This window comes from Streptomyces sp. JLBG701, assembly GCF_058544905.1.
In genome coordinates this window covers 2,882,713-2,898,512 of sequence record NZ_CM178588.1, presented here as the reverse complement: position 1 = coordinate 2,898,512, position 15,800 = coordinate 2,882,713, and the positions used below count along the sequence as shown (strand labels likewise).

General features: G+C 70.1%; 13 protein-coding genes. 9 read left to right on the top strand and 4 right to left on the bottom strand.

Annotated elements, in window-relative coordinates:
• Window positions 1-4: 4 nt before the first annotated feature.
• The 4 genes from AC5DRG_RS13260 to AC5DRG_RS13245 all read right to left on the bottom strand — a co-directional run bounded on the left by AC5DRG_RS13260 (window position 5) and on the right by AC5DRG_RS13245 (window position 3,755).
• A complete protein-coding gene (locus AC5DRG_RS13260; RefSeq protein WP_491810466.1) occupies window positions 5-916 on the bottom strand; it encodes a carbohydrate kinase family protein in 912 nt (303 codons plus the stop codon).
• Complete coding sequence (locus AC5DRG_RS13255; RefSeq protein WP_491810465.1) at window positions 913-1,989, bottom strand: LacI family DNA-binding transcriptional regulator; 1,077 nt, start codon at window positions 1,987-1,989, stop codon at window positions 913-915. The genes AC5DRG_RS13260 and AC5DRG_RS13255 overlap by 4 nt, the downstream gene beginning before the upstream one ends.
• Window positions 1,990-2,116: 127 nt before the next feature.
• Complete coding sequence (locus tag AC5DRG_RS13250) at window positions 2,117-3,070, bottom strand: hypothetical protein (RefSeq protein WP_491810463.1); 954 nt, start codon at window positions 3,068-3,070, stop codon at window positions 2,117-2,119.
• Window positions 3,071-3,380: 310 nt separating this feature from the next.
• Window positions 3,381-3,755: a response regulator gene (locus AC5DRG_RS13245; RefSeq protein ID WP_491810461.1), complete on the bottom strand. Its 375-nt coding sequence runs from the start codon at window positions 3,753-3,755 to the stop codon at window positions 3,381-3,383.
• 85 nt (window positions 3,756-3,840) lie between these two features.
• Between AC5DRG_RS13245 and AC5DRG_RS13240 the strand changes: the two genes are divergently transcribed.
• From AC5DRG_RS13240 to tpiA, 9 genes are all read left to right on the top strand, one after another.
• Window positions 3,841-4,245: a hypothetical protein gene (locus AC5DRG_RS13240; RefSeq protein WP_491810459.1), complete on the top strand. Its 405-nt coding sequence runs from the start codon at window positions 3,841-3,843 to the stop codon at window positions 4,243-4,245.
• Window positions 4,155-6,200 (top strand): excinuclease ABC subunit UvrC, encoded by a 2,046-nt coding sequence (gene uvrC, locus AC5DRG_RS13235; RefSeq protein WP_491810457.1) that lies wholly within the window; start codon window positions 4,155-4,157, stop codon window positions 6,198-6,200. Before AC5DRG_RS13240 ends, uvrC begins: the two co-directional genes overlap by 91 nt.
• Window positions 6,197-7,201 (top strand): RNase adapter RapZ, encoded by a 1,005-nt coding sequence (gene rapZ / locus AC5DRG_RS13230; protein WP_491810455.1) that lies wholly within the window; start codon window positions 6,197-6,199, stop codon window positions 7,199-7,201. Before uvrC ends, rapZ begins: the two co-directional genes overlap by 4 nt.
• Window positions 7,198-8,265, top strand: a complete 1,068-nt coding sequence (locus AC5DRG_RS13225) for a gluconeogenesis factor YvcK family protein (protein WP_491810453.1) — start codon at window positions 7,198-7,200, stop codon at window positions 8,263-8,265. Before rapZ ends, AC5DRG_RS13225 begins: the two co-directional genes overlap by 4 nt.
• Window positions 8,256-9,242: a DNA-binding protein WhiA gene (gene whiA / locus AC5DRG_RS13220; protein WP_491810451.1), complete on the top strand. Its 987-nt coding sequence runs from the start codon at window positions 8,256-8,258 to the stop codon at window positions 9,240-9,242. The genes AC5DRG_RS13225 and whiA overlap by 10 nt, the downstream gene beginning before the upstream one ends.
• Before the next feature lie 154 nt (window positions 9,243-9,396).
• Window positions 9,397-12,351, top strand: coding sequence for a M14 family metallopeptidase (locus tag AC5DRG_RS13215; protein WP_491810449.1), 2,955 nt, complete (start codon window positions 9,397-9,399; stop codon window positions 12,349-12,351).
• 225 nt (window positions 12,352-12,576) lie between these two features.
• Window positions 12,577-13,587, top strand: coding sequence for a type I glyceraldehyde-3-phosphate dehydrogenase (gene gap, locus AC5DRG_RS13210; RefSeq protein WP_491810447.1), 1,011 nt, complete (start codon window positions 12,577-12,579; stop codon window positions 13,585-13,587).
• Between the two features lie 109 nt (window positions 13,588-13,696).
• Window positions 13,697-14,908: a phosphoglycerate kinase gene (locus AC5DRG_RS13205; RefSeq protein ID WP_491810445.1), complete on the top strand. Its 1,212-nt coding sequence runs from the start codon at window positions 13,697-13,699 to the stop codon at window positions 14,906-14,908.
• A 6-nt stretch (window positions 14,909-14,914) separates the two neighbouring features.
• Window positions 14,915-15,691 carry a triose-phosphate isomerase gene (gene tpiA / locus AC5DRG_RS13200; protein WP_491810443.1) on the top strand — a complete coding sequence of 259 codons (777 nt, stop codon included), beginning with the start codon at window positions 14,915-14,917 and terminating at the stop codon, window positions 15,689-15,691.
• Window positions 15,692-15,800 lie beyond the last annotated feature (109 nt).

Sequence of the window (15,800 nt, the reverse complement as noted above, 5' to 3'; positions counted from 1 at the left end):
CCGCCTACAAGTCGCCCAGTTCAGACGCGTACGGCGGCTCCGCTCCCGCTCGTGAGCAGGTGATCGCCGCCGCGCGTGCCGCGAATCGCAGCAGCCGTGTCCAGCCGTCGGGGCCCAGGCCGGCGAGTGCCTCCGGGGACAGGGCGTCCTGGGCGGCCAGGCCGTGCAGCAGGGCCGCGTTCACCGTGTCGCCGGCGCCGATCGTGTCCACGACGTCGACCTTCTCGCCCGGCACGGAGTGCACCGCGCCGTCCCGGGTGAAGGCGGTCAGTCCGTCGCCGCCCAGGGTGATCACGACGGCCGAGGGCCCGGCGGCCAGCCACTCACGCGGCGTGCCGCCCAGCCACTGGGCGTCCTCTTCGGAGAGTTTGAGCAGCGACACCGACGGCAGCCAGCTCTTGAACCGTGCCCGGTAGGCGTCGGCGTCGGGGATCAAGCCGGCCCTGATGTTCGGGTCGAGCACGGTGAACACGCCCTGCGCTGCCGCGGTCCGCATCAGCTCCTCGTAGGCGCTCGCACCCGGCTCCAGGACGAGCGAACAGGTGCCGAAGCACACCGCGCGTGTGGCGGCGGGGAGTTCGGAGGGTTCCGTGAACAGCCGGTCGGCGGTGCCCTCGACATAGAAGGAGTAGGCGGCGGACCCGTTCCCGTCGATCGTGGCGACCGCGAGCGTGGTCGGCTCCCCGCCGCGCTGCACCGCCGAGACGTCCACACCCGCCACGCGCAGCCCGTCGAGCAGGGCCTCACCGAAGGCGTCGTACGACGTGCGGGAGCAGAAGGCGGCGGGGGAGCCGAGACGGCCGAGCGCCACGGCGGTGTTGTACGGGCCGCCGCCGAGTGCCGGCTGCAGCCCCGCGAGGGCGCCTGTGCCCTGCGGTACCAGGTCGATCAGGGCCTCACCGGCGACGACGATCACGAGACGGTTCCTTTCGCGGGCTGTGCGGGGCGAGCCGGTCGGTCCGGCTGTTGGGGCTGTTCGGGACAGCCGCACGAGGTGCGGTGGACGAAGGCGCAGGGGAGCCGCAGGGTGCGGGTGGGGCGGTCGGGCGTGGCGAGGCGCTCAAGCAGCAACCGGACGGCCTGCGCGCCGATGTCCCTGCTGGGCTGGGCGATCGCGGTGAGCCGGGGCGAGAACAGGTCCGCCCAGGCGAAGTCGTCGAAACAGCACAGGGCGATGTCGTCGGGCACCGACAGCCCGTGCTCGCGCAGGGCACGCAGCGCGCCGATGGTCATCGCGTTGTTGGCGGTGATGAGTGCCGTGGGCCGGGCGCCGAGGGAGAGGAGGGTGTCGGTGGCCTGTTGGGCGCGCGCAGACTCGGAGTCGCCGTGCGCCAGGAGCCGTTCGTCGTAGGGGAGTCCGGCGGCGGCGAGGCCGTGGCGGTAACCGGCGATGCGTTCGCCGGTGGTGCTGAGGCCGGGCAGGCCCGCGATGAAGGCGATCCGGCGGTGGCCCAGTCCGGCGAGATGGGTGACCAGCCGGGCCGTCGGTTCCGCGCCGTCGGCGCAGACCTGGTCGAAGCGCGGCTCGCCGGCCCAGGAGGCGTCGGGCACGCGGTCGAGGAACACGGTGGGAACGTCGTGGCGCGCGAGGTAGGAAAGAAGCTCGCGCGGGTCCGCGGAGGGGGCGACGATCATGCCGTCCACCCGACGCTCGTGGAGGAGTTGGACGACCTTGATCTCGTGCCCGGGGTCGTCGTGCGGGTCGGCGATGAGCAGGCTGTAGCCCCGCTCCAGGGCACCGGCCTCGACGCCCTGGAGGATCTCCGTGAAGTAGGGGTTGCTGATCGCGGACACCGCGAGCCCGATGGACCGGGTGCGGGAGGTCACCAGGGAGCGGGCGAGGGTGTTCGGGGTGTAGCCGAGCTCGTCTATGGCGTCCAGTACGGCCTGGCGGGTGCGGGGGAGTACCGGCCGGGTGTCATTGAGTACGTGCGAGACGGTCGCCACGGACACACCGGCGCTCCGGGCGACGTCGGCCATCGTCGGCATCGCGTTCCCCTTCCTGGACCGAGGCATGCCTCCTGGCCGGGAACGTATCCCATTCGGCGGCGCACGTAAACGCTTGCGCAAGCGTTTACGTCCACTCAAGCAGCACGAACTGCCACCAAACCACCGATCACTCCCAGTCCCAGCCGATCCCCACGATCCCCGAGCGCACCCGCGGCTCGACGAGGTGCACGGAGTGATGCAGGCCGCTGAGCCTCAGCTCCTGACGTCCGCTGCGCGGGGCCGCCGCCGAGTGCTGGGCGAACCGGTGGCAGCGCACCGGCAGCGCGTTCTCGTCGAAGCGCACCTGGAGCGCGTACTGGCCGCCCGCGAGGCCGAATCCCCGGACGTACTCGCGGGACACGCCGGCCGTGCCGTCCTCGACGGCGTAGCGGAAGAGGTAGGTGTCACCGGCCCGCAGCCGGGTGCCGAAGAGCAGTTCCGTCACGAGCACACCGGTGTCGTGGTCCCAGCGGGCCCGTCCCGTACGGCAGTTCTCCAGGGCGTGCACCGTGATGCGCTCCGGCGTGCATCCCGGGTCGCCGTGGTGGACGGCCACGAAGCGGTCGACGCCGTCCCGGTGCACGCGCACGATGTGGTGCGACTCGCGCCCCGCGAGCTCACGGTGTGCCCCGATGCGTACCCGCTCGTGATGGCCCAGCGTGTGCAGCCCGCCGTCGAGCGGCGACTCCAGCTCTTCCAGCAGCCGTTCCAGGACGCCCGAGGCCTCGACGAGGGAGCGGTAGGAGCGCCCTTCCGGGTGCCGGGGGTCGTCGGCCTCGGCGAGCAGCCGGATCAGCGACTCCTCCGGCAGCTGGAGTATCTCCTCCAGTGCCCGCACGGCGCGCAGCGACTCGGGGCGCTGCGGGCGCCGGGCGCCCTGCTGCCAGTAGCTCAGGCTCGTGACGCCGACCTTGACGCCGTAGCGCGACAGGTGGTGCTGCACGCGCTGCAACGGCAGCCCACGGGCGGCTATCGCGGCGCGCAGGGCGACATGGAAGGGGCCGCCTCGCAGGGCCGTGTCCAGTTCCGCGGCGGCGACGTCGGTGGCGGCGACGTCCGCGTGCTGTGTGGCGTGCGGCATGCAGGGGCCTTTCTGTGAATGTTCACAACGGCTGGTCAGGCCGTTCGCGCTGGTTGGTCGGGGCCACCCCCGTCGGCGCCGGGGAGCCTTCACATCCGTACGCCGCCGTTCAAGGCCTGTCGTCGGATTCCCTCCGCCGCTGCCTCAAGGGCGTGGGAGGTTCCCCCAGCCGTGCTCCGGGCGGACGGCGGGAATCTGGCGACAGGGCCTTGGCCCCGAGCTCCCACGCATTGAAGCGTGTTGACCAAGTCCCGACAACACCTCGGAGGCAACCGCGATGTACCCCTGGCCGATGTGTGACCCCGTCGAGTCAAGGCGGCGCGCCCGTTCCTTCGCTGCCCAGCACCTCTCGGATGGCCCATGCGGACAGGGCGGACTTGTGCAGGAACCCGCGGGAAGGGCTGGCGGCGACCAGCTCCTCGAAGTCGTCCAGGGAGTGCGTGGAGATCAGGATGATGACCGAGGAGACGCTCTCGGCGAGCTCGGCCGCGAGCTCGAAGCCGTCCTCGCCGTTGAGATCGAGATTCACCAGGACGATGTCCGGGGCCAGTTCAGCGGCCCGCGCGATAGCTTCCGAGCCTGACATGGCGACGCCGACGACGGGTATGCCGTCGCGTTCCAGCAGAGTGCGCGCGGCCTCCAGGAACCGGATGCTGTCATCGACCAGAAGACAGCGCATGGACATGCGGAAAGGGTGTCAGCCAGCAGGTGATTGCGCTTTCCGGCTAGCCGGAAAGAGTCGACGCGCATAGCTTCCGGGCAGCTGGAATGTGCTGAAGTCCTTTGCCGAGGTGCGGCGGTTCAACGCGTCCCAGGACGAGGTCGAGGTCCGCCTCGTGGACCTCTCGGTGGCCGACTACGACGCCGAGGTCCGCGCCGCCGCGGCCGACGGCCAACTGCCGGACCTGCTCGACTTCGACGCCCCGAAGGTCTTCGGCTACGCCTGGGCTGGCCGGCTCCCGGAGGCCTCCGACGACCACCGCCGTGTCCTGGCCGTCCTCACGTTCCTGGAGTCCCGGCAGCCCCTGGGGGCGTTATCCACAGGCCCACCGCGCTGTCACCCCTCGCCAGTAGGGTGTGAAACATGGCCGACCCCTCCAGCTACCGCCCCAAGCCGGGACAGATCCCGGACTCCCCAGGGGTGTACAGATTCCGCGACGAGCACCGCCGGGTGATCTACGTCGGGAAGGCGAAGAGCCTGCGCCAGCGCCTGGCGAGCTACTTCCAGGACCTGGCGAACCTCCACCCGCGCACCCGCACCATGGTCACCACGGCCGCGTCGGTGGAGTGGACGGTGGTGTCCACGGAGGTCGAGGCACTTCAGCTGGAGTACTCCTGGATCAAGGAGTACGACCCCCGGTTCAACGTCAAGTACCGCGACGACAAGAGCTACCCGTATCTCGCGGTGACGATGAACGAGGAGTTCCCGCGCGTGCAGGTGATGCGCGGCCACAAGCGCAAGGGCGTGCGCTACTTCGGGCCGTACGGGCACGCGTGGGCGATCCGCGACACCGTCGACCTGCTGCTGCGCGTCTTCCCGGTCCGCACCTGCTCGGCCGGCGTCTTCAAGAACGCCGAGCGCACCGGCCGCCCCTGCCTCCTCGGCTACATCGGCAAGTGCTCCGCGCCCTGCGTGGAGCGGGTCTCCGCCGAGGAACACCGCGAACTGGCCGAGGAGTTCTGCGACTTCATGGCCGGCCGTACAGGGACGTACATCCGCCGTCTGGAGAAGCGGATGACGGACGCTGCCGAGGACATGGAGTACGAGCGGGCGGCCCGCCTGCGCGACGACATCGAGGCACTGAAAAAGGCCATGGAGAAGAACGCGGTCGTGCTCGCCGACGCGACCGACGCCGACCTGATCGCGGTCGCCGAGGACGAACTGGAAGCGGCCGTGCAGATCTTCCACGTGCGCGGCGGTCGCGTGCGCGGCCAGCGTGGCTGGGTGACCGACAAGGTCGAGGACATCACCACCGGCGCCCTCGTCGAGCACGCCCTCCAGCAGCTGTACGGCGAGGAGAAGGGCGACTCCGTGCCCAAGGAGGTCCTCGTCCCCGCCCTGCCCGACCTGGTGGAGCCGGTCCAGGAGTGGCTAGCCGAGCGCCGTGGGTCGGGTGTCTCCCTGCGCATCCCGCAGCGCGGCGACAAGAAGGCCCTGATGGAGACCGTGCAGCGCAACGCCCAGCACTCGCTCGCCCTCCACAAGACCAAGCGCGCCTCCGACCTGACCACGCGCTCGCGTGCCCTGGAGGAGATCGCCGAGGCCCTCGACCTGGACAGCGCCCCGCTGCGGATCGAGTGCTACGACATCTCGCACCTCCAGGGCGACGACGTGGTGGCCTCCATGGTCGTCTTCGAGGACGGCCTGCAGCGCAAGGGCGAGTACCGCCGCTTCCAGATCAAGGGCTTCGCGGGCCAGGACGACGTCCGCTCCATGCACGAGGTGATCACCCGCCGCTTTAGGCGCTACCTCGCCGAGAAGGAGAAGACGGGGGAGTGGACCGATGGCGAGGACTCCCTCACCGAGGACGACGGCCGCCCCAAGAAGTTCGCCTACCCGCCCCAGCTCGTCGTCGTCGACGGCGGCCGGCCGCAGGTCGCCGCCGCCAGGAAGGCCCTCGACGAGCTCGGCATCGACGACATCGCCGTCTGCGGGCTTGCCAAGCGGCTGGAGGAGGTCTGGCTGCCGGACGAGGACGACCCGGTGGTCCTGCCCCGCACCAGCGAGGGCCTCTACCTGCTGCAACGCGTCCGCGACGAGGCCCACCGCTTCGCGATCACCTACCAGCGCGCCAAGCGCGCCAAGCGCTTCCGCGCGGGCCCCCTGGATGACGTACCCGGCCTCGGCGAGAGCCGCAAGCAGGCGCTGATCAAGCACTTCGGTTCGGTGAAGAAGCTTCGAGCGGCGACAATCGATCAGATCTGCGAGGTACCGGGCATAGGTCGCAAGACGGCCGAGACCATCGCCGTGGCCCTCGCACAGGCGGCCCCGGCCGCACCCGCCGTGAACACGGCGACTGGAGAGATCATGGAAGACGAGACGGACGGGGCGCCCGAGACGACGGCGGGCACCCCGGGGGAGCCCGTGTCCGCGGGCACCCGGGACGAACGACGGGGGCAGGAGACATGAGCGAGCAGGACAAGAAGTCCACAGCCGAGCGAGATCAGTCGCGCAAGGAAACCGGCGATGATCACACTCCGCAGGAGTCAGGCCAGGAAAACGGAGCACAGGTGGGTACGGGTATCGAAGCAGCCGGGGTCCCCGAGGCGGCCATCCCCGAGCTGGTGATCATCTCCGGCATGTCCGGGGCCGGGCGGTCCACGGCCGCCAAATGTCTGGAGGACCTCGGCTGGTTCGTCGTCGACAACCTTCCGCCCGCACTGATACCCACCATGGTGGAGCTCGGCGCCCGCTCCCAGGGCAACGTGGCGCGGATCGCGGTCGTCGTCGACGTACGCGGCCGACGCTTCTTCGACAACCTCCGCGAGTCCCTCGCCGACCTGGAGTCCAAGCACGTCACCCGGCGGATCGTCTTCCTTGAGTCCTCCGACGACGCCCTGGTGCGCCGCTTCGAGTCCGTGCGCCGTCCGCACCCCCTCCAGGGCGACGGCCGCATCGTCGACGGCATCGCCGCCGAGCGCGAGCTGCTGCGCGAGCTGCGCGGCGACGCCGACCTGGTGATCGACACCTCCAGCCTCAACGTGCACGAGCTGCGCGCCAAGATGGACGCCCAGTTCGCGGGCGACGAGGAGCCCGAACTGCGGGCCACCGTCATGTCCTTCGGCTTCAAGTACGGCCTCCCGGTCGACGCCGACCTGGTCGTGGACATGCGCTTCCTGCCCAACCCGCACTGGGTCCCGGAGCTGCGCCCCTTCACCGGCCTCAACGAGGAGGTGTCGGCGTACGTCTTCAACCAGCCCGGCGCCAAGGAGTTCATCGACCGGTACGCCGAACTGCTCCAGCTCATCGCCGCCGGCTACCGCCGCGAGGGCAAGCGCTATGTGACCATCGCGGTCGGCTGCACCGGCGGCAAGCACCGTTCGGTCGCCACCTCCGAGAAGCTCGCCGCCCGCCTCGCCTCCCAGGGCGTGGAGACCGTGGTCGTGCACCGGGACATGGGACGGGAATGACAGCACGTACTCCGCGGCTGAGCAGGCTGCGCCGGACCGTTCCCGAGGGGCGCGCCGGCCGGCCCGTCGAGGCCAGGGGCGCCCGGCCGCGCCGCCGTGGCGCCCAGCCGAAGGTCGTCGCGCTCGGCGGCGGCATGGGCCTGTCCGCCTCGCTCGCCGCACTGCGCCGGATCACCGGCGACCTCACCGCCGTCGTCACCGTGGCCGACGACGGCGGCTCCAGCGGACGCCTGCGCGACGAGCTGGGCGTGCTGCCGCCCGGCGACCTGCGCAAGGCCCTGGCCGCGCTGTGCGGCGACGACGACTGGGGCCAGACCTGGGCCCGCGTCATCCAGCACCGCTTCCAGTCCAAGGGCGACCTGCACGAGCACGCGGTCGGCAATCTGCTGATCGTCGCCCTCTGGGAGCAGCTCGGCGACCACGTGCAGGCCCTGGACCTGGTCGGCAAGCTCCTGGGAGCGCACGGGCGCGTGCTGCCCATGTCCGCCGTACCCCTGGAGCTCCAGGCCCTGGTCAAGGGGCACGACCCGGACCGGCCCGACGACATCGACACCGTCCGCGGACAGGCGACCGTCGCGCTCACCCCCGGCGAGGTGCAGTCCGTGCACGTCGTGCCGCACGACCCGCCCGCCGTCCCCGAGGCCGTCGCCGCGGTGCTGGACGCGGACTGGGTGGTGCTCGGCCCCGGCTCCTGGTTCTCCTCGGTCATCCCGCACCTGCTCGTCCCCGAACTCCTGGACGCGCTGACGGAGACGAAGGCGCGCCGGGTACTCTCCCTGAACCTCGCGCCGCAGCCGGGAGAAACCGATGGCTTCTCCCCGCAGCGTCATTTGGAGGTTTTGGGACGACACGCCCCTAAACTCGCCCTGGACGTGGTGCTGGCCGACGAGGCCGCTGTGCCCGACCGTGACTCCCTGAGCGATGCCGCCAAGCGGTTCGGGGCGGCGGTCGAGCTGGCGCCGGTGGCCCGGACCGACGGAACTCCACGGCATGACACGGAGCTCCTCGCCGCCGCGTACGACCGTATTTTTCGGATGCATGGAAGGATCGGCCCATGGCGATGACGGCAGCGGTGAAGGACGAGATCTCCCGGCTCCCCGTCACCCGGACCTGCTGCAGGAAGGCGGAGGTCTCCGCCATTCTGCGGTTCGCCGGCGGCCTCCACCTGGTGAGCGGGCGCATCGTGATCGAGGCGGAGCTGGACACGGCGATGGCGGCCCGCCGGCTCAAGCGGGACATCCTGGAGATCTTCGGCCACAGCTCCGAGCTGATCGTGATGGCACCCGGCGGACTGCGCCGCGGTTCGCGCTACGTCGTGCGGGTCGTCGCCGGCGGTGACCAGCTGGCCCGGCAGACCGGCCTGGTGGACGGCCGTGGCCGCCCGATCCGGGGCCTGCCCCCGCAGGTGGTCTCCGGGGCGACCTGCGACGCGGAGGCGGCCTGGCGCGGGGCGTTCCTGGCGCACGGGTCGCTCACCGAGCCGGGCCGGTCATCGTCCCTGGAGGTGACCTGCCCGGGCCCCGAGGCCGCGCTCGCCCTCGTCGGCGCCGCCCGCCGCCTGTCGATCGCGGCGAAGGCCCGCGAGGTGCGCGGTGTGGACCGGGTCGTCGTCCGCGACGGCGACGCCATCGGCGCCCTGCTCACCCGGCTCGGCGCGCACGAGTCCGTGCTGGCCTGGGAGGAGCGGCGGATGCGCCGCGAGGTCCGCGCCACCGCCAACCGGCTCGCCAACTTCGACGACGCCAACCTGCGCCGCTCGGCCCGCGCCGCCGTCGCCGCCGGTGCCCGCGTCCAGCGCGCGCTGGAGATCCTCGCCGACGACGTTCCCGAGCACCTCGCGGCGGCCGGCCGGCTGCGCATGGACCACAAGCAGGCCTCCCTGGAGGAGCTGGGCGCGCTCGCCGACCCGCCGCTGACCAAGGACGCCGTGGCGGGCCGTATCCGCCGTCTGCTGGCGATGGCCGACAAGCGGGCCCAGGACCTGGGCATCCCGGGGACGGAGTCCAACCTCAGCGAGGAGATGGCCGACAACCTCGTCTAGTGACGCGGAAGATTCTCAACACGCCGGTGCCGACGCCCACTTGGGTGAGCGGCACCGGCGTTTGTCCGTCTTTGAGGCTCCCTTGACATGATCATGAACTGTCATGAGCCTGGCACTTGTCCACCGTTGTGGTGGATCACTGCTAGGGGGGTTCATGAGACGAAGAGCGAGATCGATCCTCGCTGTCGGCGCGCTCCTGCTCGGCGGGGCGGCCATCGCGCCCATCGCCCAGGCGCAGCCCGGAAGTTCACCAGGGTCCGACACGGACGAGGTGAAGGTCTTCCGGGCCGAGGTCACCAAGAAACAGATTCCCCTGCTGCTGCAGGCCGGACAGGACGGCCATGAACTCAGTGAGCAGGCGCCCGAGAAGGGCACGGCCACCGTCGAGGTCTATCTGACCGACAAGCAGGCCGAGAAGCTGGAGAAGCAGGGCGTCGACCTCACGGAGCACACCCTCTCGGCCAAGGCCGAGAATCGCGTCGAGGCCGCCGCCGAGGGCGTGTACCGCCCGTACAGCGGAACCGGCGGTCTCCAGGAGGAGATCCTCAAGGCGGGCCAGGACAACCCCGGCCTCACCAAGGTCGTCTCCATCGGCAAGACCGTCAACGGCCAGGACATCCTGGCGCTCAAACTGACCAAGGGCGCCAAGAGGACCAAGGACGGCGCCAAGCCGTCCGTGCTGTACGTGTCCAACCAGCACGCGCGCGAGTGGATCACGCCGGAAATGACCCGCCGGATGATGCACTACTACCTGGACAACTACGCGACGAACAAGCGCGTCAAGAAGATCGTCGACTCGACCGAGTTGTGGTTCGTCCTCTCGGCCAACCCGGACGGCTACGACTACACCTTCCAGGACTCCGACACCCGCCTGTGGCGCAAGAACCTGCGGGACGTCAACGCCGACGGTGTCATCAGCACCGGCGACGGCGTCGACCTCAACCGCAACTTCTCCTACAAGTGGGGCTACGACGACGAGGGTTCGTCCCCGAACCCGACCAGCCAGACCTACCGCGGCGCGAGCCCGGGCTCCGAGCCCGAGACGCAGGCGCTGGACGCCTTCGAGCGGCGGATCGGCTTCGACTACGGCATCAACTACCACTCCGCCGCCGAACTCCTCCTCTACGGAGTCGGCTGGCAGGTGGCCACGCCGAGCCCGGACGACGTCATCTACAAGGCCCTCGCCGGCACCCCCGACAACTCCGCGATCCCCGGGTACCACCCGCAGGTCTCCTCGGAGCTCTACACCACCAACGGCGAGGCGGACGGCCACGCGTCGAACGTCAACGGCATGGCGATGTTCACCCCCGAGATGTCCACCTGCCAGACCGCGTCGGACATCAACCCGGATGACCAGTGGAACGCCGCCGACTGCCAGTCGGTCTTCAACTTCCCGGACGACGAGACGCTGATCGAGCAGGAGTTCGAGAAGAACATCTCGTTCGCGCTCTCGGTCGCCGAGACGGCCGCCCACCCCGACCAGCCGGCCTCCTCGGTCGGCCTGAGCGCCGCCGACTTCACCCCATCGAGCTTCTCCACGTCGTACTCCCGCGGCGCCGACCAGGAAGTCTCGGTCGTCGTACGGAAGTCCGTGCGCGACAAGGAGCTCAAGTACCGTGTCAACGGCGGCCGTACGTGGGACAACGCGCTCAAGCCCTGGAAGGGCGGCGAGACCTTCGGCGGCGGTGACAACATCTTCTTCGACGAGTACCGGGCCAAGGTGCAGGACGGCGAACCGGGCGACAAGGTCGAGGTGTGGTTCACCGGCGAGACCAAGGCCGGGAAGCGCACCTCCAGCGAGCACTTCACCTACACCATCGCCGCACGGCCCAAGGCGGGCACACTCGTCGTGGCCGAGGAGGGCGCGGCCGCCACACAGGCGCAGGCCTACGTCGACGCGCTGAAGGCCAACGGCCGCAAGGCGATCGTCTGGGACGTCGCCACCCTGGGCGCACCCGACGCGCTCGGCGTGCTGGACCACTTCGACACGGTCGTCCACTACACGGGCGCATCCGTCCCCGGCAACCCCACCCAGCTCCAGCTGCGCGCCTTCCTCAACGAGGGCGGCAAGCTGATCGAGGCGGGCGAACGGGCCGGCGGCAGCGTCGACCTCGGCGACGGCACCCCGTCGAACGACTTCAGCCAGTACTACCTGGGCGCCTACTCCCGTACGTCCCTGCCCGGCGCCACCTCCTTCGAGGGCTCGGGCAAGCTCGCGGGCTTCACCGGGGCCCTGGCCGCAGCGGCCGGCAACCCGCTGGACACGGCCGGGTCCTACAGCGTCACCTCGGAGAACCTGTCCGTGGAGGACTACCCGCAGTTCGCCAGCGCGGGAGCGGGCCAGTACCCCGGGACCGTCAACCCGTACGGCCCCTACGAGGGCTCCTCCATGGCGGCCGTCACGCACACCGACTACGCCTGGAACCGCCTCACCCGCACCATCGACCTCACCGGAGTGACCGCCGCCCAGGCGCCCGCATTGCGCACGCAGCTGCTGTGGGACACGGAGGAGGGCTACGACCACGCAGTCCTCGAAGCTCACACGGCAGGGGCCGACGACTGGACCACGCTCCCGGAGGCGGGCGGCGCGACCAGCACGGTGGTACCCACCGAGTGCGGGGCCGGGTACTTCATCGCGGCGCACCCCGCGCTCAAGCGGTACCTGACGCTCACCGACGGCGCCTGCACGGGCACCGGCACCAGCGGCTCCTGGAACAGCCTCACCGGGGCGTCGACCGGCTGGCAGCGGGTGAGCTTCGACCTCTCGGCGTACGCCGGGAAGACGGTCGAGATCTCGCTCAGCTACATCACCGACCCCGGCTCCGGCGGCCACGGCGTCCTCGCGGACAACGCGTCCGTCGTCATCGGCGGCAACGCCGTCGAGACCGAGGGCTTCGAGACGTCGCTGGGCGCCTGGAGCGTCCCCGGACCGCCCGCGGGCAGCCCCGCGGTCATCAAGGACTGGGGGATCGCCGGCCAGCTGTTCAGCACCTACGGCGCGGTCACCACGGACGACACCGTGCTGCTGGGCTTCGGCCTGGAGCACGTCGCCCTGGCGGCCGACCGGACGGCGCTGATCGGCAAGGCGCTCGCCGCGCTCGACGGGTGACGCGCCGGTCAACAAGGACTGACTCCTCGTAGTCGGATCGAGTGATCGGGTCTTCGGGCCCGGGCGGTCCGTACCCCTACTGACGGGTACGGACCGCCCTGCCGTGTATGGGCCGTCTCGATGTCACTCCCGAGGTCTCAGGGAGGTAGGGTCGTAGGCGGTCGGGGACATCCCATACAACTCGCCGGCGTCGAAAACCGGCGTACCTAACGAGGAGATCGGTTCGTGACGATCCGCGTAGGCATCAACGGCTTTGGCCGCATCGGGCGCAACTACTTCCGCGCGCTGCTGGAGCAGGGTGCTGACATCGAGATCGTGGCTGTCAACGACCTGGGTGACACCGCGACTACCGCCCATCTGCTCAAGTACGACACCATCCTGGGCCGCCTCAAGGCCGAGGTGTCGCACACCGCCGACACGATCACCGTCGACGGTCACACCATCAAGGTGCTGTCCGAGCGCAACCCCGCCGACATCCCGTGGGGCGACCTGGGTGTCGACATCGTCATCGAGTCGACCGGCATCTTCACCAAGAAGGCCGACGCCGAGAAGCACATCGCGGGCGGCGCCAAGAAGGTCCTCATCTCGGCTCCGGCCAAGGACGAGGACATCACCATCGTGATGGGCGTCAACCAGGACAAGTACGACGCGGCCAACCACCACGTCATCTCCAACGCCTCCTGCACCACCAACTGTGTGGCGCCGATGGCCAAGGTTCTCGACGAGAACTTCGGCATCGTCAAGGGCCTGATGACGACGGTCCACGCCTACACCAACGACCAGCGCATCCTGGACTTCCCGCACTCGGACCTGCGCCGCGCCCGCGCCGCCGCCGAGAACATCATCCCGACCACCACCGGTGCCGCCAAGGCCACCGCGCTGGTCCTCCCGCAGCTCAAGGGCAAGCTGGACGGCATCGCCATGCGCGTCCCGGTCCCCACCGGCTCGGCCACCGACCTGGTCGTGACGCTGCAGCGCGAGGTCACCAAGGACGAGGTCAACGCCGCGTTCAAGAAGGCCTCCGAGGACGGCGACCTGGCGGGCTACCTGTCGTACACCGAGGACCCGATCGTCTCCTCGGACATCGTCAGCGACCCGGCCTCCTGCACCTTCGACTCCTCCCTGACCATGGTCCAGGAGGGCACCTCGGTGAAGATCCTCGGCTGGTACGACAACGAGTGGGGCTACTCCAACCGCCTCGTCGACCTGACGGTCTTCGTCGGCAACCAGCTCTGACAGACAGAGCAGGCACTTCGATGTGACAGCAGGGCTCGGGCGGCGCAGGTACGCGCCGTCCGGGCCCTGACTCACGTACGCGAACAAGAGCCCTTCCAGGAGTCCCCATATGAAGACGATCGACGAACTTCTCGCCGAAGGCGTGGACGGCAAGCGGGTCTTCGTCCGCGCCGACCTCAACGTGCCGATGGCCGACGGCCTCATCACCGACGACGGCCGCATCCGCGCCGTACTGCCCACCGTCAAGGCCCTCGCCGAAGCGGGCGCCAAGGTGGTCGTCGCCTCCCACCTGGGCCGCCCCAAGGGCGCCCCGGACCCGGCCTTCTCCCTGCTCCAGGCCGCCGAGCGGCTCGCCGAACTCCTCGGCGCCCCGGTCGCGTTCGCCCAGGACACCGTCGGCCCCGCCGCCCACGACGCGGTGAACGGCCTGCAGCCCGGCCAGGTCGCGGTCATCGAGAACCTGCGCTTCAACGCCGGCGAGACGTCCAAGGACGACACCGAGCGCGGCGAGTTCGCCGACCAGCTGGCCGCGCTCGCCGACGTGTACGTCGGTGACGGCTTCGGTGCCGTGCACCGCAAGCACGCCTCCGTCTACGACCTCCCGGCGCGCCTGCCGCACTACGCCGGATACCTCATCGCCACCGAGGTCGGTGTCCTGAAGAAGCTCACCGAGGACGTCCAGCGGCCCTACGCCGTCGTGCTGGGCGGAGCCAAGGTCTCCGACAAGCTCGCCGTCATCGACCAGCTCCTCGGCAAGGCCGACCGCATCCTCATCGGCGGCGGCATGGTGTTCACCTTCCTCAAGGCCAAGGGGTCCGAGATCGGCGCCTCCCTGGTCCAGGAGGACCAGATCCCGGCCGTCAAGGAGTACATCGAGCGCGCCGAGAAGAACGGCATCGAGCTGGTCCTCCCCGTCGACGTGCTGGTCGGCACCGCCTTCCCGGACCTGAAGACCAAGGCTCCCGCGAACCCCACCACCGTCGCCGCGGACGCGATGCCCGCCGACCAGATGGGCCTGGACATCGGTCCGGAGTCCCGCAAGCTGTACGCCTCGAAGCTCGCCGACGCCGCCACCGTCTTCTGGAACGGCCCCATGGGCGTCTTCGAGCACCCCGACTACGCCGAGGGCACCCGGGCGGTCGCCCAGGCACTGCTCGACTCCCCGGCCTTCACGGTCGTCGGCGGCGGCGACTCCGCCGCGGCCGTCCGCATCCTGGGCTTCGACGAAACCGCATTCGGCCACATCTCGACCGGTGGCGGCGCCTCCCTCGAATACCTCGAGGGCAAGACGCTCCCCGGCCTTGCCGCACTGGAGGACTGACCCCGCATGACCACTCGCACGCCGCTGATGGCGGGCAACTGGAAGATGAACCTCAACCACCTCGAGGCCATCGCCCACGTCCAGAAGCTCGCCTTCGCCCTCGCGGACAAGGACTACGAGGCCGTCGAGGTCGCCGTCCTTCCGCCCTTCACCGACCTGCGCTCCGTGCAGACCCTGGTCGACGGCGACAAGCTGAAGATCAAGTACGGCGCCCAGGACATCTCGGCACAGGACTCCGGCGCCTACACCGGCGAGATCTCCGGCGCCATGCTGGCCAAGCTGAAGTGCACGTACGTGGCCGTCGGCCACTCCGAGCGCCGCCAGTACCACGCCGAGACCGACGAGGTCGTCAACGCCAAGGTCAAGGCCGCCTACAAGCACGGTCTGACCCCGATCCTGTGCGTCGGTGAGGAGCTGGACGTCCGCGAGGCGGGCAACCACGTCACGCACACGCTCGCCCAGGTCGAGGGCGGCCTCAAGGACCTCCCGGCCGAGCAGGCCGAGACCGTCGTGATCGCCTACGAGCCGGTCTGGGCCATCGGCACCGGCAAGGTCTGCGGCGCCGAGGACGCCCAGGAGGTCTGCGCGGCGATCCGCGGCAAGCTGGCCGAGCTGTACACGCAGGAACTGGCAGACCAGGTCCGCATCCAGTACGGCGGCTCGGTCAAGGCCGGCAATGTCGCCGAGATCATGGCGCAGGCCGACATCGACGGCGCCCTGGTGGGCGGTGCGTCGCTGGACGCCGACGAGTTCGTCAAGATCGTCCGCTTCCGCGACCAGTGAGTATGCGGTAGCGGGGATCCGTCGTACCCTTGCGGGGCGTAGTGCCGCGCGGCAGAGCCGCATATTGACAGCGCCACTGCGCCCCGTTGTTTATCCGAATCCGAGGAAG

What these genes read in the sequence shown, in the direction of transcription:
- AC5DRG_RS13255 (WP_491810465.1), bottom strand. Translation starts at nt 1,989, where the DNA reads ATGCCGACGATGGCCGACGTCGCCCGGAGCGCCGGTGTGTCCGTGGCG.
- AC5DRG_RS13250 (WP_491810463.1), bottom strand. Translation starts at nt 3,070, where the DNA reads ATGCCGCACGCCACACAGCACGCGGACGTCGCCGCCACCGACGTCGCC.
- AC5DRG_RS13245 (WP_491810461.1), bottom strand. Translation starts at nt 3,755, where the DNA reads ATGTCCATGCGCTGTCTTCTGGTCGATGACAGCATCCGGTTCCTGGAG.
- uvrC (WP_491810457.1), top strand. Translation starts at nt 4,155, where the DNA reads ATGGCCGACCCCTCCAGCTACCGCCCCAAGCCGGGACAGATCCCGGAC.
- rapZ (WP_491810455.1), top strand. Translation starts at nt 6,197, where the DNA reads ATGAGCGAGCAGGACAAGAAGTCCACAGCCGAGCGAGATCAGTCGCGC.
- AC5DRG_RS13225 (WP_491810453.1), top strand. Translation starts at nt 7,198, where the DNA reads ATGACAGCACGTACTCCGCGGCTGAGCAGGCTGCGCCGGACCGTTCCC.
- whiA (WP_491810451.1), top strand. Translation starts at nt 8,256, where the DNA reads ATGGCGATGACGGCAGCGGTGAAGGACGAGATCTCCCGGCTCCCCGTC.
- AC5DRG_RS13215 (WP_491810449.1), top strand. Translation starts at nt 9,397, where the DNA reads ATGAGACGAAGAGCGAGATCGATCCTCGCTGTCGGCGCGCTCCTGCTC.
- AC5DRG_RS13205 (WP_491810445.1), top strand. Translation starts at nt 13,697, where the DNA reads ATGAAGACGATCGACGAACTTCTCGCCGAAGGCGTGGACGGCAAGCGG.
- tpiA (WP_491810443.1), top strand. Translation starts at nt 14,915, where the DNA reads ATGACCACTCGCACGCCGCTGATGGCGGGCAACTGGAAGATGAACCTC.